The sequence below is a fragment of the Pseudaminobacter soli (ex Li et al. 2025) genome (assembly GCF_003012705.1).
GTDB lineage: Bacteria > Pseudomonadota > Alphaproteobacteria > Rhizobiales > Rhizobiaceae > Pseudaminobacter > Pseudaminobacter soli.
The window spans coordinates 25,564-49,159 of record NZ_PXYL01000011.1 but is presented as its reverse complement, the minus strand read 5'-3'; the positions used below and the strand labels follow the sequence as shown (position 1 = coordinate 49,159).

Here is a 23,596-nt window from a genome sequence, read left to right as displayed (position 1 = left end):
CCAGCCCCTTTTTACGGAAGAGGCTAATAGGGTGTGGAAACTGGCTGACTCAGAATTTTATGCAAGCCGGATAAGCGATTCAGCCGAAAGCGCTTTTTTGTAACGGCCCTATGTGGATAAGGTTAAGGAATTATTTTTTGGATGAAGACTTTGCGGCGCGCTTTGCGCCCGTTTCGGACACTTCGTCCGAGGAATTTGCGAGCTTGGCTTCAAGTTCAGCCACTCGCGCCACCAGTCTTTCGTTCTCGGCCCGCACCTTGAGCGTCATCTCGCGCAGCGCTTCGAACTCTTCGCGCTGGACCACATCCATCGAATTGAGGATGCGCTCGGCCTGGCCCTTGAAGGCGGTCTCGACCTCGCGCCGAACGCCCTGCGCGGCGCCCGCGGCATCCGTCACCAGCTTGGCAAATTCATCCAGAATGCGGTTCGGTCCGTTCGACATGGCAGCACCTCGTTTTTGCCATTCCGACGTAGTGCCGTGGCGGGCCGAATGCAAGACTGTTGGCCATGAGGCGGCCCTGCCGCCACACTTTCGGCGCTTGCCGTGGTTAATAACAGTTATTAAGTTCATCGCTGCGATGAAAGGAGCCAGCCATGGCCATCAGTGCCGACCTTGGCGCGCCGCTTGAGGAGTTCGTCAACCAGCTCGTGAAAAGCGGCCGCTACAACTCCAAGAGCGAAGTGCTGCGCGAAGGCGTACGCATCATCCAGGAACGGGAGATGAGGCTTGCCGCCCTCGATGCGGCCATAGCGCGCGGCCTTGCCGACGCCGAAGCGGGACGCGTGAAACCCGCCGACGAAGTGTTTGCGCGACTTGAGGCCAAGTACAAGGCTCAAACCGGCGAATGATGCGCGTCATCTTCACCGATGCGGCTGAGATGGAACTCGAGGCGATCGGCGACTATGTGGCTTTGGAAAGCCCTGCCCGCGCATTGGGACTCGTTCGCGAGTTGAGAGAAAGGTGTCTTGGCCTGTCCGACATGCCGAAACGCTTTCCTCTGCTCCAACGCTACAGGACGAGCGGCATCCGCCGCCGGGTCCATGGCAATTATCTGATCTTCTACCGCGTAGAAAACGATGCGGTTCAGATCATCCACATCCTCCACGGCGCAATGGACTATGATGGGCTTCTCTTCCCCGAAGGTTGACCTCGGATCGAAAGACGCCCTTTGTTACCCTTGCCTTGACCATGCCAAAAGCCTGCCGCATGGTCCGCGCCAAGCCGTTCGTCCGACCGGGAGACTTTCTTGAGCAACTATCTCGCCCTGCCGCTGGCTGCCCTGCCCTTCCCCAACATCGACCCGGTCATCGTCCATATCGGGCCGCTGGCGATTCACTGGTACGGCGTGGCCTATATCGTAGGCATCCTGTTCGCCTGGTGGTACGGCCGCAGGCTCGTGACCAACCCGAAGCTCTGGACCGACGGCAAGCTGCCAATGAAGCCGGAAGACCTCGACGACTTCCTGGTCTGGGCGGCGGTCGGCGTCGTGCTCGGCGGGCGCATCGGCTATGTGCTGTTCTATGATTTCGCCCGCTACATGCAGAACCCGCTCGACATCTTCGCCGTCTGGCAGGGCGGCATGTCGTTCCATGGCGGCTTCCTAGGCACCACGATTGCGATGATCCTGTTTGCTCGCTCGCGCGGCATTCCGATCTGGACCATGTTCGACGTCATCGCCGCCGGCGTGCCCGTCGGGCTCGGCCTGGTCCGGCTCACCAATTTCATCAACTCCGAGCTCTGGGGGCGGCCGACCGACCTGCCCTGGGGGATCGAGTTCCCCAATGGCGGCCCGTTCACCCGTCACCCAAGCCAGCTCTATGAGGCTGCGCTTGAGGGCCTGGTGTTGTTTTGCGTGCTGCGCATCCTCACCCACGTCTTCTTCAAGCTGAAGCGGCCTGGCTTCGTCTCCGGCGCCTTCGTGGCCGGCTATGGCTGCTCGCGCATATTCGCTGAATATTTCCGCGAGCCCGACGTGCAGCTCGGCTACCTCTACGGCGGCTGGCTCACCATGGGCATGGTGCTGTCCATACCGATGGTGTTGCTCGGCATCTGGGCAATGGCCACCGCAAAGCCCGCGGCAATAGCCCCCGGTACGGCATGACCGACCTCAAGCAGCGCATCGCAGATCTCGTCGCCGCCAGCGGCCCCATTTCGGTGGCCGAATACATGGCGCTTTGCCTGTTCGACCCCAAACAGGGCTACTACACCACGCGCGAGCCCTTCGGCGTCGCCGGCGATTTCACTACCGCACCCGAGATCAGCCAGATGTTCGGCGAGCTGGTCGCCATCTGGCTGCGCACGGCATGGGATGCGGCTGGCCGCCCGTCGCCCTTCGTGCTGGCGGAGATCGGCCCCGGCCGCGGCACCCTGATGAAGGATATGCTGCGCACGCTGTCGAGGCTCGACCCGGCTTTCGTGAGCCAGGCCAGGCTTGCCCTGATCGAGACCAGCCCGCGGCTTGCCGAAGTGCAAAGGGCAACGCTCGGCGACTTCGCCACCGACATCGAGTGGCACCCTACCATCGACACGCTGCCGCAGCTGCCGCTGTTCATCGTCGGCAATGAGCTGTTCGACGCCATTCCGACCCGCCAGTTCGTCCGTGCCGGCGGCGTTTGGCGTGAACGCGCCGTGGCCGTCGACGATGCCGGCAACCTGCAATTCGTCGCCGGCGCCGGCTCGCTCGATCCGTCCCTGCTGCCACCCGATGCCCACCAGGCGCCCGAAGGCGCAATCGTGGAAATCGCGCCCGCTCGCAGCGCGCTCATGGAGACCATCGCGGCTCGCATCACCGCGTCCGGCGGAGCAGGCCTGTTCATCGACTACGGCTATTTCACGCCGAGCGTCGGCGACACGCTGCAGGCGCTGCGAAAACACCGCTACGAGGACGTGCTGGCGAGCCCCGGCCTTGCCGACATCACCTCGCATGTCGACTTCCAGGCGCTCGCGACAGCCGCGCGTTCTCACGGCCTTGCAGCGCACCTCGCCACTCAGGGCGACTTCCTGCTGGGCATGGGGCTTCTCGAGCGCGCCGGCCGGCTCGGCGCCAATGCTGACGCCGTCGGCCGCGAGAAAATCCACAGCGAAGTCGAGCGCCTGGCCGGCCCCGATGCGATGGGAAACCTGTTCAAGGTACTCGCCGTCACACCGCCGGAAATCCGCGTGCCGCCCTTCGCAAACGCGGATTGACTCGGCCGATCCGCTGCCTCACTGTCCCATGCTCGCGAGCGAATGCACGGGCGGCGTGAGTGATTTTCGCCTTGACGGAACCGTCTTCGCAAAGAACAAGGCGGGCCATGGCAGACCGATCGACGCTCAATCCAATTCGCTCCGCCCGCCTCGGCGAAGCTCAGTCCAACGGCATTCGGCACGGCTACTTCACCCGCGTGGGTGGCGTTTCCGAAGGCATATATCGCGGCCTCAACATCGGCGCAGGCTCGGACGACGACCCGACGCTCGTGCGTGAAAACCGCCGCCTCGTCGCCGACTGGATGGGCGTGGAAGCCGATTCGCTTCTGACCGCCTACCAGATCCATTCGCCGGACGTTATCGTCGCGCGCGAACCTTTCAACGGCCCGCGCCCCAAGGGCGACGCCATCGTCACCGACCGGCCCGGCATCGCCATCGGCGCCTCGACCGCCGATTGCGGTCCTGTCCTGTTCGCCGACCCGGAAGCGCGCGTCATCGGCGCGGCGCATGCCGGCTGGAAAGGCGCCTTCGGCGGCGTTCTGGAAAACACCGTCAGCACGATGGAAAGCCTGGGCGCGCGTCGCGAGCGCATCGTTGCCGTGCTCGGCCCTTCGATCGGCCCAAAGAATTACGAGGTCGGCCCGGAATTCGTCGAGCGCTTCGTGGCCGCGGATGCGGACAATGCCCGCTACTTCGCGCCGTCAGAAAGTGCCGGCCACGCGATGTTCGACCTCAACCGATACACTGTCGATCGCCTTCGCAAGTTCGGCGTCGATGCCGAGTGCCTCGATCGCTGCACCTATGCGGAGGAAGATCTGTTTTATTCCTACCGCCGGTCCACCCACCGCAAGGAGGCGGACTACGGCCGGCAGATATCAGCAATCGTTCTGGAGGGGAATTGATGGCGCTGCATTTCGAACGCTCCGAATTCGACGCACGTCGTGACCGCCTGATCATCGAAATGGCCGAGAAGAAGCTGGATGCGATCCTGCTGTTTGCGCAGGAAAGCATGTACTGGCTGACCGGTTACGACACTTTCGGCTTCTGCTTCTTCCAGTGCCTTGTGGTGAAGGTCGATGGCTCCATGACGCTGCTGACGCGTTCGGCCGATCTGCGCCAGGCACGCCAGACCTCGATCATCGAGAACATCGTTCTGTGGACTGACCGCGAAGGCTCCAACCCCGCGCTCGACCTGCGCAACCTGCTGAATGACCTCGACCTGCTCGGCGCCCGCATCGGCGTCGAATACGATACCCACGGCCTCACCGCCTATAACGGCCGCCGCGTCGACGAGCTGTTGTCGACTTTTGGCCAGATCGCCGACGCGTCCGGCATCGTTTCGCGGCTACGCCTGTTCAAGAGCCCGGCCGAGATCAAGAAGGTGGAAAAGGCTGCCGAGCTTGCCGATGCGGCGCTCGACGCCGCCCTGCCGCTGATCAAGCAGGGCACCGACGAAGGCTTGATCCTGGCTGCCATGCAGGGCGCGATCTTCGAGGGCGGCGGCGACTATCCGGCGAATGATTTCATCATCGGCTCCGGCACCGACGCGCTTCTCTGCCGCTACAAGTCCGGCCGTCGCAAGCTCAACAAGAACGACCAGCTCACGCTGGAATGGGCCGGCGTCTACAACCACTATCACGCCGCGATGATGCGCACCGTGCTGACAGGCAAGGCCTCGCGTCGGCATCAGGAACTGTTCGAGGCCGCTCGCGACGCACTGCTTGCGGTCGAAAAGGCGATGACGCCCGGCAACACATTTGGCGACGTGTTCGACGCCCACGCCCGCACCATGGAGGCGCACGGCCTGACCAAGCACCGGCTAAATGCCTGCGGCTATTCGCTCGGCGCGCGCTTTGCGCCGTCCTGGATGGACATGCCGATGTTCTTTCAGGGAAATCCCGAGCCCATCGCGCCCGACATGACGCTTTTCGCGCATATGATCATCATGGATTCCGAGACCGAAACTGCGATGACGCTGGGCCGGACCTACCTCACCACCGAAACGCAGCCTCGGCCACTTTCGCGCCACGATCTCGACTTGATCGTGACGTCATCGTGAAGTGAATCCGCTTTGGCAGAGAGAGGTGGAATCGGTGCGGGTTGCGGTTGATGTCATGACGATGAGGCGACTGCCGGTCAGCACCATGGCGTTGCTTGCCGCTGCCGCCCTGTCGGCCTGCACCAGCACGCAGGACGTGCTGGAACCCTCGGCCATCGCCGCCCAGCAATCCGGCAGCGCCACCGCCGGGCCTCAGCCCGCGACGTCGTCAGCCACCACGAGCACCACCGACACGGCTGCCCTCGGCAAGCCGATCTCTGCCAATATTCGCGTCCAGGTGGCGCCGATCGTGGGCGCCAGCGTCGAGGCCGCCACGCCCCTCACCGAGCGCTTGGCGACCAAGGCGCGCGAACGCGGCATCCGCCTTGCCGGCTCTTCTGACCAGACCGCGACCCATGTGCTGAAAGGCTATTTCTCGGCGCTGACCGAGGGCAAGGAAACCACGGTCGTCTATGTATGGGACGTCTACGATCCGGCCGGCACGCGCCTGCATCGCATCAACGGCCAGCAGAAAGTTCAGATTTCGGGCGGCGACGGATGGAGCTCGGTTCCGCCCAGCGCCATGCAGTCGATCGCCGATGCAACCATCGACCAGCTCGCGTTATGGTTGTCGGGACAAACCGGCTAAGCCGGGGTCTCACCGCCACATCGAGCTTTGAAAACGGTCAAAAAGCCATGACTCCGCTTGCAATAGCGGCTCAGCCCGGTAAAAGCCCGCTAAATTCTCCACTGAAAGCTCCGCCAGGATCGGTTCATGAAACTCTTCGCAGGCAATTCCAACCGGGCGCTGGCTGAAGCCGTCGCTCGCTATCTCAACATCCCGCTTGGCAAAGCCAGTGTCAGGCGCTTCGCAGACCAGGAAATCTTCGTCGAGATCCAGGAAAACGTGCGCGGCGAGGACGTCTTCATCCTCCAGTCAACTTCCTTCCCGACCAACGATCACCTGATGGAACTGCTCATCATGATCGACGCCTTCATGCGCTCCTCGGCGCGGCGCGTCACGGCGGTCATCCCCTATTTCGGCTATGCACGGCAGGATCGCCGTGCGCAGGGCCGCACGCCGATCTCGGCCAAGCTGGTCGCCAACATGATCGCCCGTGCCGGTGCCGACCGCGTGCTGACGCTCGATCTTCACGCCGGCCAGATCCAGGGCTTCTTCGACATCCCGACCGACAACCTGTTTGCCGTGCCGGTCATGGCCCGTGACGTGAAGGCCAAGTACAAGCAGCTCAACAACGTCATGGTCGTTTCGCCGGACGTCGGCGGCGTGGTGCGCGCCCGCGCGCTGGCCAAGCGCCTCGATGCCCAGCTCGCCATCGTCGACAAGCGCCGCGAGCGCCCGGGTGAGTCGGAAGTCATGAACGTCATCGGCGACGTGCGCGGCAAGGACTGCCTGCTGATCGACGACATCGTCGATTCCGGCGGCACGCTGTGCAACGCGGCCGACGCGCTTCTGGCCAACGGCGCCACCAGCGTCACGGCCTACATCACCCACGGCGTGCTTTCGGGCGGCGCGGTTGCGCGCATCACCGGCTCCAAGCTGCAGGAACTGGTCATCACCGACTCGATCCAGCCGACCTCGACGGTGGAATCGGCGCACAACATCCGCGTCATCTCGATCGGCGACCTGATCGGCGAGGCGATCTCGCGCACGGCCTCGGAAGAGTCCGTCTCGAGCCTGTTCGACTAGACCAAAGTCCAAAACATTCCCGCCAGCGCCGCCGCGAAAAGCACGGCAATCATGTTGGCGCGAAACCCGATGAGCGCGATTGCGGCAGCTGCTGCAATCGCGCCCGCAGCCCAGTCGAAGCCTGAAAAATCCGGTACGGGCAGGACAATGGGCCCCAGTTGCCGTTCGCCGAGCTGGCCGAACAGCACGTGCAGCGAAAACCACACCGCCAGATTGGCGATGACGCCCACGACAGCCGCCGTCACCGCTGCCAGCGCCCCGGCCAACCAGCTTACATTGCGCACCTTTTCGACGAATGGCGCGCCGACGAATATCCAAAGAAAGCACGGCACGAAGGTGAACCACAGCGTCACCGCCGCGCCCAGCAGCCCGCCGAGCATTGGGTCCAGCCCCGCATGGCGCGCACCGCCCAGAAAGCCCACGAACACCAGCACCAGGATAAGCGGCCCCGGCGTCGTCTCGGCAAGACCGAGGCCGGCCAGCATTTCGTCGGGCTTCAGCCAGCCATAGACCTCTACCGCCTGCTGGGCGACATAGGACAGCACCGCATAGGCCCCGCCGAAGGTGACGACCGCCATCTTCGAGAAGAACCAGGCTTCGGCCGCGAAGACACGCATATCGCCCGGCGGCGCATAGAGCACGGCCAGCGGCAGGAACCAGATGCCCAGCCAGACGATCAAGGTGCTCCAGAAACGTCGCCAGCTTGGATGCGTCCATTCGGGCATGGCATCGGCGGATAAGGGTTCTTCGCCTTTCGCCGCGAGCGCCACCGAGGAGCGGTCGCCAAGATGCATCGTTCCGCCCAAAAGCGCTGCGGCGGCGATGATGACCGGGAACGGAATTTTCAGGAAGGCGATGCCGACGAAGGCCACGACCGCGACGGCGACCATCAAGCCGCTCTTCAGCGCCCGCCTCGAAATCTTGATCAGCGCTTCCAGAACCACGGCCAGAACGGCTGCCTTCAGCCCGAAAAGCAGTCCCTGCACCAGCGGCACATTGCCCAGCGCCAGATAGATGGCCGACAGCAGCGTGATGACCAGCGCCCCCGGCAGCACGAACAGGATGCCGGCAACCAGCCCGCCACGCACGCCATGCAGCAGCCAGCCGACATAGGTTGCCAGCTGTGTCGCCTCAGGTCCCGGCAGGAGCATGCAGTAGTTCAGCGCATGCAGGAAGCGCGCCTCGTCGAGCCAGCGCTTCTCCTCCACCAGCACGCGGTGCATGAGCGCGATCTGCCCGGCTGGCCCACCGAAGGACAAAAGCCCGATCTTGCCGAAGACCCGGACCGTTTCGCTGAAAGAAGGCTTTTCCTGCATGGCGGCCTCTCGGATGGTCGCCAAGTCACAGGCTTGGGCGAATACAGTTGCTTGCCTATCGCATCGCAGCATATTCTTGGCCGTTGTCGCATTCAACGCGCTTGCGCCATTTCGGCTCATTGTCGCATCGCCGCTTGCCGCTTTGCTCGCGAAGCTTTAGGGGAAAGGCACGAATCGAACCGCGCGGCCTGTCGCCGACCGAAACAATCGCCGCCGCGCAGACCAAGAAAGCCTGATTGATGACCGACTTCGCCCTGATGGCGCCCGCCCTGGCGGCCGCTCTCGCATCGCGCGGATATGAAACGCTGACGCCCGTCCAGAGCGCCATGCTGCAACCCGAGGCGCGCGACGCCGACCTGCTGGTGTCCGCGCAGACCGGCTCCGGCAAGACGGTGGCCTTTGGCATCGCCATTGCCCCGACCCTGCTCGAGGGCCGCGATCGCTTCGGCGCGCCCGGCCTGCCGCTCGCCCTGATCGTCGCGCCCACCCGCGAGCTTGCCATGCAGGTGCGGCGCGAGCTCGAATGGCTTTATCGCGAAACCGGCGCGCGCATCGGCTCCTGCGTCGGCGGCATGGACATGCGCAGCGAGCGCCGCGCGCTCGCCGACGGCGCCCATATCGTGGTCGGCACGCCTGGCCGCCTGCGCGACCACATCACGCGCGGCTCACTCGACATTTCGGAACTGCGCGCCGTCGTGCTCGACGAGGCCGACGAGATGCTCGACCTCGGTTTTCGCGACGATCTCGAATTCATCCTCGCCGCAGCCCCGGCAGAGCGCCGCACGCTGCTGTTCTCGGCTACCGTGCCCAACCAGATCGCACAGCTGGCAAAGCGCTTCCAGCGCGACGCGCGACGCATCACCGTGCAGGGCGAAAGCGACCAGCACGCTGACATCGAGTACCAGCAGATCCTGGTCGCGCCGGCCGACCGCGAGAACGCAATCATAAACACGCTGCTGTTCTTCGACCAGCAGAACACCATCATCTTCTGCCACACGCGTGAAGCGGTGAAGCATCTCACCAGCCGCCTGTCCAATCGCGGCTTTGCTGTGGTGTCGCTGTCGGGCGAACTCAGCCAGGCCGAGCGCACCAATGCGCTGCAGGCCATGCGCGACGGCCGCGCCCGCGTCTGCGTTGCCACCGACGTTGCCGCGCGCGGCATCGACTTGCCTAATCTCGGCCTCGTCATCCATGCCGACCTGCCGACCAATCCCGACACGCTGCTGCACCGCAGCGGCCGCACCGGCCGCGCTGGCCGCAAGGGCATCTGCACGCTGATCGTTCCGCTGCACAGGCGCGGCGCGGCCAGCCGCGTGCTGAAGCTTGCCAAGCTGACCGCCACGACCGTACCTGCCCCGACCGCGAGCGACATCGAGCGCCACAATCGCGAGCGCATCCTCGACGATCCGGCACTGACGGTCGCGCCCAACGAGGACGAGATCGCCTTCGTGCGCGAACTGATGGATGCACACGGCGCCGAAAACATCGCAGCCGCCTATCTCCGGCTGCAGCTTGCCGCGCGCCCAGCGCCGGAAGAGCTGATGGAAGCGCCGGTGTTTGCCGAGCGCGCGCCGCGTGAGCGGAATCGCGACGATGCCCCGCCCCGCGATCGCAGCGATTTCGACAATGGCGTCTGGTTCCGCGTCACCGTCGGCCGCAAGCACCGCGCCGAGCCGCGCTGGCTCTTGCCGATGATCTGCAAGGCCGGCCACATCACCAAGCGCGCGGTCGGCTCGATCAAGATCAACGACACCGACAGCCATTTCGAGATCGCCGGCGACAAGGCGGACGCCTTCTGGGCCGCGGTGAAGGAAGACGGCACCGGCGAAAAGGGCGTGACCATCCAGAAGCTGGACGGCCAGCCGCGTGAAAAGCCCGCGCGCGAGACGACCGGAACCGGCTGGAACAGCGAAAAGAAGGGCAAGTTCAAGCCGAAGCACAAGCCCAAAGGTACGAAGCCGGCGGGAGAGGCACCCTACAAGAAGCCGAAGAAGAAATTCTCCAAGGGAAACCAGGCCTGAGCGACGCAATCCGGCGCAAAACCTTGCGCTGGCGGCTGCCTTCCGCTATAGAGCCGCCACCCGCGTAGACACCCTTGGAGGCAACGCGGACGAGGGCGGCCACGGCCGCTTTCAACGTTTGAGGCGGGGCCCTGCCTCTCTCAAGCGCTCCAATAAACCAGAAAGGAAATGCCATGAGCGAAACTTACGAGCTCAAGGCCGAGGCACGCGAACGGGTTGGTAAGGGGTCCGCCCGGGAACTTCGCCGCAACGGCAAGATACCTGCAGTTATCTATGGTGATAAGCAGCCCCCGCTCGCGATCACCGTGTCCTACAAGGAAATCTTCTACAAGATTCATGGCGGCGGCTTCATGACCACCGTCGCGACCATCGACGTCGACGGCAAGAAGATCCAGGTCCTGCCCAAGGACTACCAGCTGGATCCGGTCCGCGACTTCCCGATGCATGTGGACTTCCTGCGCGTCGGCAAGAACACCGAGGTCAACGTCAACGTGCCCGTGCACTTCATCAATGAAGAGAAGTCGCCCGGCATCAAGCGCGGCGGCGTGCTCAACATCGTGCGTCACGAGATCGAGCTCCACTGCGCGGCCAACGCGATTCCGGAGTTCATCGAGATCGACCTCACCGGCCTCGAGATCAACGACTCGATCCACATCTCGTCCGTGAAGCTGCCGAAGGGCGCGAAGCCGGTCATCACCGATCGCGACTTCACCATCGCCACCGTCGCTGCACCTGCCGGCCTCAAGAGCGAGGAAGGCGCGGCTGCTGCCGAGGGCGAAGCGGAAGAAGCCGCTTCCGAGGAATAATCCTCGACGCCTGGAGGACCCAGTCGATGCTGCTATTCGCAGGTCTTGGCAATCCAGGCCCGAAATATGCCGACAACCGGCACAATATCGGTTTCATGGCGGCGGAGGCTATTGCCCGCCGCCATGATTTTTCGCCCTGGTCGAAGAAGTTCCAGGGCCTGGTCGCCGAAGGCAAGATCGGCGGCGAAAAGGTCATCCTGCTGAAACCGCAGACCTTCATGAACCTATCCGGCCAGTCCGTCGGCGAAGCGCTGCGCTTCTATAAGCTCTCCCCCTCCGACCTCACCGTCTTCTACGACGAGCTCGATCTTGCCGCCGGCAAGGTGCGCGTGAAGGTGGGCGGCGGCTCGGGCGGCCACAACGGCATTCGCTCGATCGACCAGCATTGCGGCCAGAACTATCGCCGCGTGCGCATCGGCATCGGCCATCCGGGCGCCAAGGAAATGGTGCACAACCATGTGCTGGGCGACTTCGCCAAGGCAGACCGCGAGTGGCTCGAAGTGCTGCTCGATGCCATCGCCGACAATTCCGACCTGATCGCCAAGGGCGACGACAGCGGCTTCATGAACCGCGTGACGCTGTCGCTGCGCGACAAGCTGCAGCCGACCGGCGAGGACGACACCCCGCCCCCCAAGCAAAAGCCCGCCAAGGCTCAGAGCCACATCCGCCAGGCGCGCCCGCAGGCGCCGTCCGTCAAGGCGCCAGAGACCGGCCCCATGGCCGCCATGCTGAAGAAGCTGTTCCATAAGGAGTGAGCCTCTGGCGCAAGGTTTGCCTTGCGCCAGCAGGCAACTCCCATCGCAAAGGCTCCTGACACTGTTGCCACAGCTTCCGTGCTAGCTAGGCCGCCATTCAGAGGGAGTGAGTCGTATGGCGACGATTGGCAAGGACGACGTGATCTACAACTTCGCGGTAAGCCTCGACGGCTTCATCGCCCGCGAGGGCGGCAGCTTCGACTGGCTCAACGACTTTCCAGCCGACAATGAATTCGACTTCGACGCCTTCATGGCGTCGGTGACCGGCATCGTCATGGGCCGTGGGACCTACGATGTCGTCCGGCGTCAATCGGAATGGGCTTATGGCGACTATCCCTGCCTGGTCGCCACCTCGCATGCGCCGTATGATCTTCCTGCCAACACGGAGGCGATGTCCGGTACGCCGGCCGAACTGATTGCCAATCTTCGCGACCGTGGTGCCAAAGGCAGGATATGGATGTTCGGCGGCGGCGATCTTGCGCGCCAGTTTCTCGACGCTGGCCTGCTCGACACGGTCGAGATCGGCATCATCCCGATTGTGTTGGGCAGCGGCATCACAGCATTCGGCGGCAAGCAGCCGGATCGCTGGCTCGATCTCGTCTTTGCCAAGCCGCTCGCGAACGGGGCTATCCACGCGCAATACCGGGTGCGGCGCTGAAGGGCTTGACGATCATCGACCCTTTCGCCCATAGCCCTGAGCAAGTTTTCGTATCTCGATAAGGCTAGATCACCATGGGTTTCAAATGCGGCATCGTCGGGCTGCCCAATGTCGGCAAGTCCACGCTCTTCAACGCGCTGACGCGCACTGCGGCAGCGCAGGCCGCCAACTATCCGTTCTGCACCATCGAGCCGAACACCGGCGAGGTCGCGGTGCCAGACCCGCGCCTGAAAAAGATCGCCGAGGCCGCCAAGTCCAAGGAGATCATTCCGACCCGCATCTCCTTCGTCGACATCGCCGGCCTGGTGCGCGGCGCCTCCAAGGGCGAAGGCCTGGGCAACCAGTTCCTCGCCAATATCCGCGAGGTCGACGCCATCGTGCACGTGCTGCGCTGCTTCGAGGATGACGACATCACCCATGTCGAGGGCCGCATCGACCCCGTGGCCGACGCCGAGACCGTCGAAACCGAACTGATGCTCGCCGACCTCGAAAGCCTCGAGCGCCGCATCGTGCAGATCCGCAAGCGCGCCGCCGGCAAGGACAAGGAAGCGACGACCGTCCTGCCGATGATGGAACAGGCGCTGGCGCTGCTTCAGGACGGCAAGCCGGTGCGCATGCTGCTCAAGGGCATCGCGCACGAGGACCTCGTCATCCTGCAAAGCCTGAATCTCTTGACCTCGCATCCGGTGCTCTACGTCTGCAACGTCGCCGAAAGCCAGGCTGCGACCGGCAACGAGCATACCGCTGCCGTGGAAAAGATGGCTGCCGCGCAAGGCGCAGGCACCGTCATCATCTCGGCCGCGATCGAGGCGGAAGTCGCCCAGCTTCCCGACGAGGAAGCGCAGGAGTTCCTTGCCGATCTCGGCCTCGACGAGCCTGGCCTGGATAAGCTCATCCGCGCCGGCTACGACCTTTTGCACCTCATCACCTATTTCACCGCGGGCCCCAAGGAAACGCGCGCCTGGACCATCCAGAAGGGCACCAAGGCTCCGCAGGCTGCCGGCGTCATCCACACCGACTTCGAGCGCGGCTTCATCCGTGCCCAGACCATCGCCTACAGCGACTTCGTCACGCTGGGCGGCGAAGTCGCTGCCAAGGAGGCAGGCAAGGCGCGCGACGAAGGCAAGGAATATGTCGTTCAGGACGGCGACGTGATGATGTTCAAGTTCAACACCTAAAGGGTATGGACGAACATCACACCGTCATGTCCGCCGGCCATTCTTGACGGGTCGAATCTCAGCCGCTAAGCGCGGCTGAACTGTCAGTTTTCCGCGTCGACGACCGACGCATCCCCTCCTCGATCACGGAGAGCGATGATGATCAGGACATATGTGGTCGATGGCGACCGGCTGCGTTCGGTGAACGGCCTGGAAGAGCATAGGGACAGCGTTGTCTGGGCCGATCTCCTCAGTCCGACCAAGGACGAGGAGACGGAAGTCGAGCGCTGGCTCGGCGTCGGCGTCCCCACCCGCGAGGAGATGGAAGAGATCGAGATCTCCTCGCGCCTCTATACCGAGGACGGCGCCATCTTCATGACCGCCACCCTGCCCTCGCAGACCGAGGAAGAGAACCCGGTGATGTCGCCGGTGACCTTCGTGCTCTCCGGCAACAGGCTGATCACGGTGCGCTACCACGAACCGCGCGCCTTCCTGACCTTCCCCTTGCGGGCCGAAAAGGCCGCCATGGGCTGCACAAGAGGCGATACGATCCTCGTCAGCCTGCTCGAAGCTGTCGTCGACCGTCTCGCCGACGTTCTGGAGCGGATCGGCCACGACATCGACGGCATCTCACGCAGCATCTTCACGCCGAGCGAAGATAGCCCTTCCAAGCGCGACCGCGATTTCCGCAAGGTGTTCCAGAGCATCGGCCGCAAGGAAGAACTGACGTCCAACATCCGCGAAAGCCTCATGACCCTTCAGCGCCTCAGCGGTTTTCTCGGCAACGTCATGATGCAGGGCAAGAGCAAGGATCTTCGCGCGCGCACCAAGACCCTGTCGCGCGACGTCGCCTCGCTGACGGACCACGCCTCGTTCCTGTCCAACAAGATCGTCTTCCTGCTCGACGCCACGCTCGGCATGGTCAATATCGAGCAGAGCGCCATCATCAAGATCTTCTCGGTCGCGGCGGTCATCTTCCTGCCGCCCACTGTCGTCGCCTCCATCTATGGCATGAACTTCGAGATCATGCCGGAGCTGAAGTGGGCGCTCGGCTATCCCTTCGCGCTGTTCCTGATGGTGCTGTCGGCGGTGCTGCCTTACGTCTATTTCAAGCGGCGCGGCTGGCTGTAACAACCGGAAGACGCCTCTGGCGCCGCCCTTGCGCTTGCTCGCGAGCGCCATAGCGGCCAGAGTGGAAGTTCAAAGCTGAACAGGATTCCGCCGATGACGGACAAGAAATGGGCCTATGAAGACCTCGCCGATGGGGTCTCGATCGATCTCGGCCCCAAGCAGGTGACGGCGGCCGAAATCATCGAATTCGCCAGCGAGTTCGACGCCCAGCCCATGCATCTCGACGAAGAAGCCGGCAAGGCGTCCATACTAGGCGGCCTTTCGGCCTCAGGCTGGCACACATGCTCGATGTTCATGCGGATGATGTGCGACGCCTTCCTGCTCGACTCGACGTCCCAGGGGGCTCCAGGGATCGAATATGCCCGTTGGAAGAAACCGGTGCTTGCCGGCGACACGTTGAGCGGCCGCAGCACGGTGGTCGGCAGGCGCCTGTCAAAGTCCCGGCCCGAGCTCGGTTTCGTCACCTTCCGCCACGAACTCTTCAACCAGAAGAACGAGAACGTCTTCGAACTGGAAAACACCGGCATGTTCCTGACACGCGAGGCTGTGGCATGACGCTCGACGAGTTCTTCGACATCGGCGTCACCATCACGCTCGGCTCGCACACTTTTACGCCGGAAGCGATCAAGGCGTTCGCGCGGAAATACGATCCGCAGCCATTCCACATCGACGAGAAACTGGCCGAAGGTACGGTATTCGGCCGGCTCTGTGCGTCGGGCTGGCACACCATGGCTACCTGGATGCGCTACAACCTCGCCCAGCTGTACGAGGTGGGCGACAAGGGCTGGTCCGGCCCGGACCCGGCGCCCGAATATGGCCCCTCCCCGGGCTTCAAGAACCTGAAGTGGCTGAAGCCGCTCTATGCCGGCGAGACCGTGACCTTCACGCGCACGGGCCTCGACCATCGCCCGATCGCCAGCCGCCCCGGCTGGCGGATCCTGACCTTGCGCGGCGAGGCATACGACTCAACCGGCGACAAATTGTTGGAATTTGACAGCGCTGTTCTGGTGAAAGCGGGCTAGGCGATCTGGCTGCGGCCCTCGGTCGAAAGCAGTTGCAAGTCGCGTTGCCCTCAACCGAGGGCAAGGAAGCCGCACGCGCGGCTTCCAGATCCGTTGGTCTCAGTGCCCTTCGAAGGCGATTAGCGTGCGCACAGGCACGTCCAGCGCCTCGAGCTTCTTGCGCCCGCCGAGGTCCGGCAGATCAATCACGAAGCATGCCGCGACGATATCGGCGCCCATCTGGCGCAGCAGCTTGGCCGCCGCCTCGGCGGTGCCGCCAGTCGCGATCAGGTCGTCGACGAGGATCACCTTCTCGCCGGGAACGACGGCATCCTTGTGCATCTCCATTTCGTCCAGCCCGTATTCGAGGCTGTAGGCGATGCGCACCGTGTCGTGCGGCAGCTTGCCCTTCTTGCGGATCGGCACGAAGCCGGCCGACAGCTGGTGCGCGATAGCGCCACCGAGGATGAAGCCGCGCGCCTCGATGCCGGCGATCTTCTCGACCTTGGTGCCGGCGTAAGGGTGCACGAGCTCGTCGATGGCGCGGCGGAAGGCGCGCGCATCGCCCAGCAGCGTGGTGATGTCACGGAACATCACGCCCGGTTTCGGGTAATCCGGAATGTTCCGGATCGAGGAGATCAGCATTTCGTCGAGGTTGGACTTCATGGGCTTGGTTCCCGTTACCAGCTAGTTTTGCCGCCATGGGCATCAAAAGAAAAGGGCGCCGCAGCGCCCTTTTCACAATTCCGCCGTAGCGGGTTATCCGGGTTAGTGAGCGACGTTCGCCCACACCTTGCGCTTGGTCAGGTAGATCAGGCCCGCGAAGAGCAGCATGAACACCATGACGCGGAAGCCGGTCTGCTTGCGAATTTCCAGGTGGGGCTCAGCAGCCCACATCAGGAAGGCAGCGACGTCGCGCGAATACTGGTCGACCGTCTGCGGCGCACCGTCGTCGTAGGTCACCTGGCCGTCCGAGATCGGCTTGGCCATGGCAAGCGACTTGCCGTTGATGAAGTACGGGTTGTAGTGCGTGCCCTCGGCGATCTCCATGCCTGCCGGCGGCTGCTGGTCGTAGCCGTTCAGCAGGGCGTGGATGTAGTCCGGACCACCTTCGGCATACTGGGTGAAGATGTCGAAGATGAAGGTCGGGAAGCCGCGCTCCACCGAGCGGGCCTTGGCCAGCAGCGACATGTCCGGCGGGACCGCGCCGTTGTTGGCGGCAGCCGCGGCGGCATCGTTCGCGAACGGCGACGGGAAGTGGTCGTTCGGCGTGGCCTTGCGGGTGAACATCTCGCCTTCCGCGTTCGGGCCGTCCTGGACCTCGTACTCGGCGGCGAAGGCCTTCACCTGGGCTTCGGAGTAACCGAGATCCTGCAGCGTGCGGAACGCAACCAGGTTCATCGAGTGACAGGCCGAGCAGACTTCCTTGTAGACCTTGAGGCCGCGCTGGAGCTGGGCCCGGTCATAGGTTCCGAACGGGCCGGCGAAGGTCCACTTTTCCTGCGCCGGGTGGAGGATCGGGAAGTGGGTCGGCTCAGCTGCGTTGTGGCCTTCCTCGGCGGCGAGGGCGGCACCGAACGTGCCGGCCATCACCAGACCGAAAGCAGCCAATCCGTTGAGAATCTTCTTCATGCGGATATCCCTCTCAAGATTCTCGCTTAGCCTTTGGTTTCCGGGGATGCGGTAGCACCCGTGGGGTGAACCGGAGCACCGCCCTTGTTCTTCTCGAGCACGGCTTCGGTGATCGAGTTCGGCAGGCGCCGCGGGGTCTCGATCAGGCCGAGCACCGGCATGATAATGAGGAAGAACGCGAAGTAGTACAGGGTCGACATCTGGGCCAGCGCCACATAGGTGCCTTCCGCCGGACGCGAGCCGAGCCAGCCCAGGAAGATGGCGTTGACGACGAAGAGCCAGAAGAAGAGCTTGTACCAGGGACGATAGGCCGCCGAACGGACCTTCGAGGTGTCGAGCCACGGCACGAAGAACAGCACCGCGATCGAGCCGAACATGGCCAGCACGCCGCCGAGCTTGGAGTCGATCGGGCCGATGTTGAAGGTGATGGCGCGCAGGATCGCGTAGAACGGCAGGTAGTACCATTCGGGCACGATGTGGGCCGGGGTCTTCAGCGAGTTGGCCTGGATGTAGTTGTCCGGGTGACCAAGGTAGTTCGGGATGTAGAAGACGAAGTAGGCGAACACGAGGCCGAACACGATCATGCCGAACGCGTCCTTGATGGTCGCATAGGGCGTGAAGGCGACAACGTCGGTCTTCGACTTCACTTCGATGCCGGTCGGGTTGGTCTGGCCGACAACATGCAGCGCCCAGACGTGCAGCACCACGACGCCGGCGATCATGAACGGCAGCAGGTAGTGCAGCGCAAAGAAGCGGTTCAGCGTCGGATTGTCGACCGAGAAGCCGCCCAGCAGCAGCTGCTGAATCCAGTCACCAACCACGGGAATGGCGGTGAAGAAGCCGGTGATGACGGTCGCGCCCCAGAAGCTCATCTGGCCCCACGGCAGCACGTAGCCCATGAAGCCCGTGGCCATCATCAGAAGATAGATGATGCAGCCCAGGATCCACAGCAGCTCGCGCGGAGCCTTGTAGGAACCGTAGTAGAGACCGCGCATGATGTGCACGTAGACGGCGATGAAGAACATCGAGGCGCCGTTGGAATGCAGGTAGCGCAGGAGCCAGCCCGAATTCACGTCGCGCATGATCTTCTCGACCGACTGGAAGGCCAGCGAGGTGTCGTTGGCGTAGTGCATGGCCAGCACGATACCCGTGAGGATCTGCGCAGCCAGCATCAGCGAGAGAATGCCGCCGAACGTATAAGCGTAGTTCAGGTTACGCGGCACAGGATAGGAAACGAAGGAATCGTGGACGAGGCGCGGCAAGGGCATGCGCGCATCCATCCAGCGTCCGAGGCCCGTCTTGGGCGAATAGGTAGAGTGTCCACCGCTCATGGAATTAAGTCCCCTCAGCCGATCCGGATGGTGGTGTCGGAAATAAACGAGAATACCGGCACAGCCATGTTCTGCGGCGCCGGGCCTTTGCGGATACGGCCGGCCGTATCGTAATGCGAACCGTGGCACGGGCAGAACCAGCCACCGAAATCGCCCTGATGGCCAAGCGGCACGCAACCCAGATGGGTGCAGACGCCAACCATGACGAGCCAATTTTCCTTGTCCTTGCCAGCCGAGCGGTCGGCGTCGGTCGCCTGCGCATCGCTGGGAAGGTTAGCGTTGCGGGCCACCGGATCCTTAAGCTGGTCCAGCGCAACCTCCTGCGCGGCCTTCACTTCTTCCGGCGTGCGGTTGCGGATGAAAACCGGCTTGCCCCGCCATTTGACCGTCAGAGACATGCCCGGCGTCAGCGACGAGACGTCTACCTCGATGGACGACGCTGCGAGCGTCGATGCATCGGGGCGCATCTGATCGACGAAGGGCCAGGCGACAGCCGCCGCGGCCACGACACCGGCCGTGCCGGTCGCCACGTAGAGAAAGTCACGACGGGTTGGGTCGATCGTATCGTTTGCGCTCACGGGAGTATGATCCTTTCGCCTTACCCTCGCCGGCGGCAGAGCCCCCGCTCAATTTGTCGAAAGCCCGGCCCGCATAGCGGAACAGGCTGACGCAATCCTCCGGCATTCGGGATCGGTTTATGCGTGAAGAACACGCTTGTCCAGACGGCAACACGGGGACAGGGCAGATTGTCGCGGGTTAGGCACAGCCACTTGAAAGCGGCAAAATGAGGGCTTGAGCTTACTTTGCTCCCAGCCGCACCAGAACCTCGCGCGGGATGCCGTAGTGGCGGATCACCTCGTCGTGCCGGCGCATGCCGCAAAGCTCGCGCTGGATGAAATAGGCGTGCACCGATTCGGCCGCCGCCTTGAGGAGGACGACCCGCTCCTCGGCCGTGCCCTGGTGCTCGCGCAGGCGCACCAGCGCCTGTTCAGCTCGCCGCCCTGCCCTGCCGAGCGAGATCGCCATTTCCTCGGCAAGTTCGTGCCCAAGCACATCCACCCCGGTCTGCTTGCCGGGGACACGCTGGCTGGGAGGCCTGAGAGCCATTGCGCCCTCCTATTCCGCCGCCAGCCGCTCGGCGAGGAAACCGCCGGACTGACGCTTCCAGAGCTGCGCATAGAGGCCGTCGCGTGCGATCAGTTCCTCATGCGAGCCTTCCTCGACGATCCTGCCGCCGTCGATGACGATCAGCCGGTCGAGCGCGGCGATGGTGGAAAGTCGGTGAGCGATCGCGATCACCGTCTTGCCCTCCATCATGCGATAGAGATTCTCCTGGATCGCCGCCTCGACCTCCGAATCGAGCGCCGATGTCGCCTCGTCGAGGATCAGGATCGGCGCATCCTTCAGCATCATGCGCGCGATCGCCACGCGCTGCCGCTGGCCGCCCGACAGTTTTACGCCCCGCTCGCCGACATGGGCATCGTAGCCCTGGCGGTCCTTCGGATCGGAAACGCCAAGGATGAAATCATGCGCCGCCGCGCGCTCGGCCGCATCCTCGATCTCGGCCTGGGTAGCGCCCTCGCGGCCATAGCCGATATTGTCGCGGATCGAGCGATGCATAAGCATCGCCTCCTGGCTGACCACGCCGAACTGAGCGCGCAGCGAGGCTTGCGTCACCTCGCGCACGTCGTGGCCGTCGACCAGTATCCGCCCTTTCTCGACATCGAACAGACGCAGCAACAGGTTGACGATGGTGGTCTTGCCCGCACCCGAAGGGCCGATCAGCGCCACGCGCTCGCCGGGCCGGATGTGCAAGTTCAGGTCCTCGATGATACCGCTGTCAGCACCGTAGTGGAACGAGACCTTCTCGAAGCGGATATCGCCCTTGGCGCGCGGCATCACCGCTGCATCCGCCGCGTCACGAATCGCCGGTGGAACCGAAAGCGTGCCGGTGGCGTCCTGGATCGTGGAGTAGGAACGGATCAGGCCGTTGATGTTGAACATCATCCAGCCCGACATCTGGTTGAGCCGGAAGACCAGCCCGAGCGCGGAGGCGATGGCACCCGAAGTGATGCCGCCACCGGTCCACTTCTGGATGCAGAGCGCGGCGATCGCCGCCATCATCAGGCCGTTGGTGAAGGCCACCGCTGCGCGCACCGTGGTGATCGCCCGCGTCAGCCGGATCACGGCGTCGTAGAGCCCAACCATCCCCTCGCGCACGAACGCATGCTCGCGACTGCCGCTGTCATAGAGTTTCACGGCAATGATGTTGGTAAAGGCATCGACCATCCGGCCGTTGAAGATCGAACGCTGGTCAGCGGCCGCGCGGCCGGCCTGGCGCATCTCCGGCAGCAGGAAGCGGATGATCATCACATAACCGACGAACCACAGCACCACCACCACGCCCATCCATGGATCGAGCGCCATCAAGATCGTGGTGGCCAGGACCACGAAGGTCAGGAACGACCACATGGTCTGCAGCACGTTGACGATGAAGTCGCCGACGGACTCACCGCCCTGCATGATCTTGGTGGCGATGCGCCCGGCAAAGTCGTTCTGGTAGAAGCCGTAGGGCTGCTCGATCACGCGCCGGAACGCCTGCCAGCGCACCAGCGAGAAGAATCCCGGCACGATGACCTGCTGCTCGGCCACCGCCGAGGCGATCATCACCGCCGTGCGCACCACCAGAAGCAGCGCCAGAAGCGCTGCAAGCTGCGGCCAGTGATCGGCGATCAGGTTTTGCGGCGAAGAGGAATCGAGCAGGTCGATCAGCCAGCCGATCGACCAGTAGAGCGCGGCATCGACCGCGCCGGCCAATCCGCCGACGACGAGCAGAAGCAGGAACGGTCCCTTCGCCTGCATGGCGAAATAGAGGATGAAGCGCCAGGCGCTGCTCGGCAGAACCTCGCGCTCGGTGTCCTGAAACGGATCGACCCAGCCTTCGACCTTCTGCCACATCCTCTCCAGCAAGCCATTCTCCTTCATCACGCCGGCGCTGTCGCTTCCTCGTTGAACAGGAAGCCGCCAGACTGCCGCTTCCACAGCCGCGCATAGAGCCCGTTGAGCGCGACCAGCTGGTCATGCGTGCCCTGCTCGACGATGCGCCCGCCATCCAGCACCACCAGCCGGTCGAGCGCCGCAATGGTCGACAGGCGGTGGGCGATGGCGATGACCGTCTTGTCCTGCATCAGCGCGCCGAGGTTTTCCTGGATGGCCGCCTCGACGTCCGAATCGAGCGCGGATGTCGCCTCGTCGAGCACCAATATAGGCGCGTCCTTGAGGAATACACGCGCTATGGCGATGCGCTGCCGCTGGCCGCCGGACAGCTTTACGCCGCGCTCGCCGACATAGGCGTCGTAGCCCTCGCGCCCGCGATTGTCGCGCAGCGCCTGGATGAACTCATGCGCCTCGGCCTTCTTCGCCGCCGCGATCACCTCTTCCTCCGTCGCATCCGGCTTGCCGAGCTTGATGTTGTCGCGCAGCGAGCGGTGGAACAGCGCGGTGTCCTGGCTGACGACGCCGATATTGGCGCGCAGGGAATCCTGCGTGACCGTCGATATGTTCTGGCCGTCGATCAGGATGCGGCCACTCTCGATGTCGTAGAGCCTGAGCAGCAGGTTGACGAAGGTCGTCTTGCCCGCGCCTGAAGGGCCGACCAGCCCGACCTTCTCGCCGGGCCTGACGACCAGGTCGATGCCATTCAGCACCCCAAAACCCTTGCCATAATGGAAGGTGACACGTTCGGCGCGGATCTCGCCACCGGTCACCACCAGGTCAGTCGCGCCCGGCCGGTCCACCAGCCCGAGCGGTTGCGAAATCAGCGCCTTGGAGTTTTCCAGCACGCCGAGGTTCCGCAAAATGCCGTTAAGCTGCATCATCAGCCGGCCGAGCAGCATGTTGAGCCGCAGCACAAGGCTGAGCGTGAAGGCAACCGCGCCCACCGTGATCGCCCCCTCCACCCAGAGATTGATGGAGAACAAGGCAATCGCGCTGATCATCACGCCCGACAGCGCCGTCAGCGCCATGCGCACGCCGGTCAGCCGTCTCGTGAAGGGCCGCAGCGCGTTGAGGTAGATGTTGAAGCCGCCGCGGATGTAGCGGTCGTCGCCATCGGCCGCGAACAGCTTGAGCGTCTGGATGTTGGAATAGGAGTCGACGATGCGCCCGTTGATCATCGACCCGGCTTCGGCGGTCGCCTCGGCGTGGCGGCGGATAGACGGCAGGTAGCGCCAGGCGAGGAAGCCGAAAGCGACGATCCAGATCACCACCAGCGCCGCAAGCCGCAGGTCGAGACCCGCGACAAGCGCCAGCGTGGTGACCGTATAGACGATCATGAACCAGACGACCTCGATGAAGCTTTCCATCAGGTCGCCGGTCGCCTGCCCCGCCTGCCACACCTTGGTGGCGATGCGGCCGGCAAAATCGTTCTGGAAGAAGGCGTAGGACTGGCGCGAGACGTGCCGATGCGCCTGCCAGCGCACCAGATTGTAGAAGCCCGGCGTGATCGTCTGCTCGTCCACCAGCGCCGAGAGACCGACGACGGCGGTGCGGACGACCAGCACCACCGCGAGCATGAACAAAAGCTCGGGGCCGGCCGCATGCCACAGGCTCGACCAGCTGCGCTCGCCGGCCGCACCATCGAGAATATCGACGATGCGGCCGACGAAGTAGAACAGGCCCGCTTCGACCAGCGGCGAGATGCCGCCGATCACCAGCATGGCGAAGAATGCGAGCCTTGCCTGGCCGACATAGTGCCAGAGGAAGCCCCAGACCGTCGAAGGAGGTTGAAGATTGGCAGGCTCCCGGAACGGGTTCACCCATCTTTCGAACACCTCGTAGACGGCACGCATTC

At 63.7% G+C, this 23,596-nt stretch carries 25 protein-coding genes; 16 read left to right on the top strand and 9 right to left on the bottom strand.

What is annotated here, in order from left to right; all coding sequences use genetic code 11:
- Window positions 1-130: 130 nt before the first annotated feature.
- The gene (locus C7I85_RS20015; RefSeq protein ID WP_106725790.1) at window positions 131-442 is read right to left on the bottom strand and encodes an accessory factor UbiK family protein; all 312 of its coding nucleotides are present in this window, start codon (window positions 440-442) and stop codon (window positions 131-133) included.
- 152 nt (window positions 443-594) lie between these two features.
- Between C7I85_RS20015 and C7I85_RS20010 the strand changes: the two genes are divergently transcribed.
- From C7I85_RS20010 to C7I85_RS19975, 8 genes are all read left to right on the top strand, one after another.
- On the top strand, window positions 595-849 hold the full coding sequence (locus C7I85_RS20010; RefSeq protein WP_106725789.1) for a type II toxin-antitoxin system ParD family antitoxin: 255 nt from the start codon (window positions 595-597) through the stop codon (window positions 847-849).
- Window positions 849-1,148 (top strand): type II toxin-antitoxin system RelE/ParE family toxin, encoded by a 300-nt coding sequence (locus tag C7I85_RS20005; protein ID WP_106725788.1) that lies wholly within the window; start codon window positions 849-851, stop codon window positions 1,146-1,148. The genes C7I85_RS20010 and C7I85_RS20005 overlap by 1 nt, the downstream gene beginning before the upstream one ends.
- Window positions 1,149-1,247: 99 nt before the next feature.
- Window positions 1,248-2,102 (top strand): prolipoprotein diacylglyceryl transferase, encoded by an 855-nt coding sequence (gene lgt, locus C7I85_RS20000; protein WP_106725787.1) that lies wholly within the window; start codon window positions 1,248-1,250, stop codon window positions 2,100-2,102.
- A complete protein-coding gene (locus tag C7I85_RS19995; RefSeq protein ID WP_106725786.1) occupies window positions 2,099-3,187 on the top strand; it encodes a class I SAM-dependent methyltransferase in 1,089 nt (362 codons plus the stop codon). Before lgt ends, C7I85_RS19995 begins: the two co-directional genes overlap by 4 nt.
- Window positions 3,188-3,294: 107 nt before the next feature.
- Window positions 3,295-4,089 (top strand): peptidoglycan editing factor PgeF, encoded by a 795-nt coding sequence (gene pgeF / locus C7I85_RS19990; protein ID WP_106725785.1) that lies wholly within the window; start codon window positions 3,295-3,297, stop codon window positions 4,087-4,089.
- Window positions 4,089-5,246 (top strand): M24 family metallopeptidase, encoded by a 1,158-nt coding sequence (locus C7I85_RS19985; protein WP_106725784.1) that lies wholly within the window; start codon window positions 4,089-4,091, stop codon window positions 5,244-5,246. The genes pgeF and C7I85_RS19985 overlap by 1 nt, the downstream gene beginning before the upstream one ends.
- A 61-nt stretch (window positions 5,247-5,307) precedes the next feature.
- A complete protein-coding gene (locus C7I85_RS19980; protein WP_106725928.1) occupies window positions 5,308-5,874 on the top strand; it encodes a hypothetical protein in 567 nt (188 codons plus the stop codon).
- 126 nt (window positions 5,875-6,000) lie between these two features.
- Window positions 6,001-6,936, top strand: coding sequence for a ribose-phosphate pyrophosphokinase (locus tag C7I85_RS19975; protein WP_106725783.1), 936 nt, complete (start codon window positions 6,001-6,003; stop codon window positions 6,934-6,936).
- Here the strand turns inward: C7I85_RS19975 and chrA are convergent.
- Window positions 6,933-8,252 (bottom strand): chromate efflux transporter, encoded by a 1,320-nt coding sequence (gene chrA, locus C7I85_RS19970; RefSeq protein ID WP_106725782.1) that lies wholly within the window; start codon window positions 8,250-8,252, stop codon window positions 6,933-6,935. The two genes, C7I85_RS19975 and chrA, sit on opposite strands and share 4 nt — an antisense overlap.
- Window positions 8,253-8,491: 239 nt before the next feature.
- Here chrA and C7I85_RS19960 point away from each other — a divergent pair, with 239 nt between their 5' ends.
- The 8 genes from C7I85_RS19960 to C7I85_RS19925 all read left to right on the top strand — a co-directional run bounded on the left by C7I85_RS19960 (window position 8,492) and on the right by C7I85_RS19925 (window position 15,802).
- Window positions 8,492-10,273: a DEAD/DEAH box helicase gene (locus C7I85_RS19960; protein ID WP_106725780.1), complete on the top strand. Its 1,782-nt coding sequence runs from the start codon at window positions 8,492-8,494 to the stop codon at window positions 10,271-10,273.
- Between the two features lie 173 nt (window positions 10,274-10,446).
- A complete protein-coding gene (locus C7I85_RS19955) occupies window positions 10,447-11,079 on the top strand; it encodes a 50S ribosomal protein L25/general stress protein Ctc (protein ID WP_106725779.1) in 633 nt (210 codons plus the stop codon).
- Between the two features lie 26 nt (window positions 11,080-11,105).
- Entirely contained in the window at window positions 11,106-11,834 is a 729-nt protein-coding gene (gene pth, locus C7I85_RS19950) for an aminoacyl-tRNA hydrolase (RefSeq protein WP_106725778.1), read from the top strand.
- 115 nt (window positions 11,835-11,949) lie between these two features.
- Window positions 11,950-12,492 (top strand): dihydrofolate reductase family protein, encoded by a 543-nt coding sequence (locus tag C7I85_RS19945; RefSeq protein ID WP_106725777.1) that lies wholly within the window; start codon window positions 11,950-11,952, stop codon window positions 12,490-12,492.
- 74 nt (window positions 12,493-12,566) lie between these two features.
- A complete protein-coding gene (gene ychF, locus C7I85_RS19940) occupies window positions 12,567-13,670 on the top strand; it encodes a redox-regulated ATPase YchF (RefSeq protein WP_106725776.1) in 1,104 nt (367 codons plus the stop codon).
- A gap of 138 nt (window positions 13,671-13,808) precedes the next feature.
- Window positions 13,809-14,780, top strand: a complete 972-nt coding sequence (locus C7I85_RS19935; protein ID WP_106725927.1) for a magnesium transporter CorA family protein — start codon at window positions 13,809-13,811, stop codon at window positions 14,778-14,780.
- A gap of 93 nt (window positions 14,781-14,873) precedes the next feature.
- On the top strand, window positions 14,874-15,335 hold the full coding sequence (locus tag C7I85_RS19930) for a MaoC family dehydratase (protein WP_106725775.1): 462 nt from the start codon (window positions 14,874-14,876) through the stop codon (window positions 15,333-15,335).
- Window positions 15,332-15,802, top strand: a complete 471-nt coding sequence (locus C7I85_RS19925; RefSeq protein ID WP_106725774.1) for a MaoC family dehydratase — start codon at window positions 15,332-15,334, stop codon at window positions 15,800-15,802. The genes C7I85_RS19930 and C7I85_RS19925 overlap by 4 nt, the downstream gene beginning before the upstream one ends.
- A 99-nt stretch (window positions 15,803-15,901) precedes the next feature.
- Here C7I85_RS19925 and C7I85_RS19920 read toward each other — a convergent pair whose 3' ends face one another.
- The 7 genes from C7I85_RS19920 to C7I85_RS19890 form a co-directional block, all read right to left on the bottom strand.
- Window positions 15,902-16,447, bottom strand: a complete 546-nt coding sequence (locus C7I85_RS19920; RefSeq protein WP_106725773.1) for an adenine phosphoribosyltransferase — start codon at window positions 16,445-16,447, stop codon at window positions 15,902-15,904.
- A gap of 102 nt (window positions 16,448-16,549) precedes the next feature.
- Window positions 16,550-17,413 (bottom strand): cytochrome c1, encoded by an 864-nt coding sequence (locus C7I85_RS19915; protein ID WP_106725772.1) that lies wholly within the window; start codon window positions 17,411-17,413, stop codon window positions 16,550-16,552.
- Window positions 17,414-17,439: 26 nt separating this feature from the next.
- Complete coding sequence (locus C7I85_RS19910) at window positions 17,440-18,744, bottom strand: cytochrome b (RefSeq protein ID WP_106725771.1); 1,305 nt, start codon at window positions 18,742-18,744, stop codon at window positions 17,440-17,442.
- A gap of 14 nt (window positions 18,745-18,758) precedes the next feature.
- Complete coding sequence (petA, locus tag C7I85_RS19905; protein WP_106725770.1) at window positions 18,759-19,322, bottom strand: ubiquinol-cytochrome c reductase iron-sulfur subunit; 564 nt, start codon at window positions 19,320-19,322, stop codon at window positions 18,759-18,761.
- Window positions 19,323-19,542: 220 nt separating this feature from the next.
- Window positions 19,543-19,851 (bottom strand): DUF6665 family protein, encoded by a 309-nt coding sequence (locus C7I85_RS19900; protein ID WP_106725769.1) that lies wholly within the window; start codon window positions 19,849-19,851, stop codon window positions 19,543-19,545.
- A 9-nt stretch (window positions 19,852-19,860) separates the two neighbouring features.
- Window positions 19,861-21,729 carry an ABC transporter ATP-binding protein gene (locus tag C7I85_RS19895; protein ID WP_106725768.1) on the bottom strand — a complete coding sequence of 623 codons (1,869 nt, stop codon included), beginning with the start codon at window positions 21,727-21,729 and terminating at the stop codon, window positions 19,861-19,863.
- Window positions 21,729-23,594, bottom strand: a complete 1,866-nt coding sequence (locus tag C7I85_RS19890) for an ABC transporter ATP-binding protein (RefSeq protein WP_106725767.1) — start codon at window positions 23,592-23,594, stop codon at window positions 21,729-21,731. The genes C7I85_RS19895 and C7I85_RS19890 overlap by 1 nt, the downstream gene beginning before the upstream one ends.
- Window positions 23,595-23,596 lie beyond the last annotated feature (2 nt).

Bases quoted from the DNA above. Each gene is read 5' to 3' on its own strand.
- C7I85_RS20015 (WP_106725790.1), bottom strand. From the start codon at position 442: ATGTCGAACGGACCGAACCGCATTCTGGATGAATTTGCCAAGCTGGTG.
- C7I85_RS20010 (WP_106725789.1), top strand. From the start codon at position 595: ATGGCCATCAGTGCCGACCTTGGCGCGCCGCTTGAGGAGTTCGTCAAC.
- C7I85_RS20005 (WP_106725788.1), top strand. From the start codon at position 849: ATGCGCGTCATCTTCACCGATGCGGCTGAGATGGAACTCGAGGCGATC.
- C7I85_RS19995 (WP_106725786.1), top strand. From the start codon at position 2,099: ATGACCGACCTCAAGCAGCGCATCGCAGATCTCGTCGCCGCCAGCGGC.
- pgeF (WP_106725785.1), top strand. From the start codon at position 3,295: ATGGCAGACCGATCGACGCTCAATCCAATTCGCTCCGCCCGCCTCGGC.
- C7I85_RS19985 (WP_106725784.1), top strand. From the start codon at position 4,089: ATGGCGCTGCATTTCGAACGCTCCGAATTCGACGCACGTCGTGACCGC.
- C7I85_RS19980 (WP_106725928.1), top strand. From the start codon at position 5,308: ATGAGGCGACTGCCGGTCAGCACCATGGCGTTGCTTGCCGCTGCCGCC.
- C7I85_RS19975 (WP_106725783.1), top strand. From the start codon at position 6,001: ATGAAACTCTTCGCAGGCAATTCCAACCGGGCGCTGGCTGAAGCCGTC.
- chrA (WP_106725782.1), bottom strand. From the start codon at position 8,252: ATGCAGGAAAAGCCTTCTTTCAGCGAAACGGTCCGGGTCTTCGGCAAG.
- C7I85_RS19960 (WP_106725780.1), top strand. From the start codon at position 8,492: ATGACCGACTTCGCCCTGATGGCGCCCGCCCTGGCGGCCGCTCTCGCA.
- C7I85_RS19955 (WP_106725779.1), top strand. From the start codon at position 10,447: ATGAGCGAAACTTACGAGCTCAAGGCCGAGGCACGCGAACGGGTTGGT.
- pth (WP_106725778.1), top strand. From the start codon at position 11,106: ATGCTGCTATTCGCAGGTCTTGGCAATCCAGGCCCGAAATATGCCGAC.
- C7I85_RS19945 (WP_106725777.1), top strand. From the start codon at position 11,950: ATGGCGACGATTGGCAAGGACGACGTGATCTACAACTTCGCGGTAAGC.
- ychF (WP_106725776.1), top strand. From the start codon at position 12,567: ATGGGTTTCAAATGCGGCATCGTCGGGCTGCCCAATGTCGGCAAGTCC.
- C7I85_RS19935 (WP_106725927.1), top strand. From the start codon at position 13,809: ATGATCAGGACATATGTGGTCGATGGCGACCGGCTGCGTTCGGTGAAC.
- C7I85_RS19930 (WP_106725775.1), top strand. From the start codon at position 14,874: ATGACGGACAAGAAATGGGCCTATGAAGACCTCGCCGATGGGGTCTCG.
- C7I85_RS19925 (WP_106725774.1), top strand. From the start codon at position 15,332: ATGACGCTCGACGAGTTCTTCGACATCGGCGTCACCATCACGCTCGGC.
- C7I85_RS19920 (WP_106725773.1), bottom strand. From the start codon at position 16,447: ATGAAGTCCAACCTCGACGAAATGCTGATCTCCTCGATCCGGAACATT.
- C7I85_RS19915 (WP_106725772.1), bottom strand. From the start codon at position 17,413: ATGAAGAAGATTCTCAACGGATTGGCTGCTTTCGGTCTGGTGATGGCC.
- C7I85_RS19910 (WP_106725771.1), bottom strand. From the start codon at position 18,744: ATGAGCGGTGGACACTCTACCTATTCGCCCAAGACGGGCCTCGGACGC.
- C7I85_RS19900 (WP_106725769.1), bottom strand. From the start codon at position 19,851: ATGGCTCTCAGGCCTCCCAGCCAGCGTGTCCCCGGCAAGCAGACCGGG.
- C7I85_RS19895 (WP_106725768.1), bottom strand. From the start codon at position 21,729: ATGAAGGAGAATGGCTTGCTGGAGAGGATGTGGCAGAAGGTCGAAGGC.
- C7I85_RS19890 (WP_106725767.1), bottom strand. From the start codon at position 23,594: ATGCGTGCCGTCTACGAGGTGTTCGAAAGATGGGTGAACCCGTTCCGG.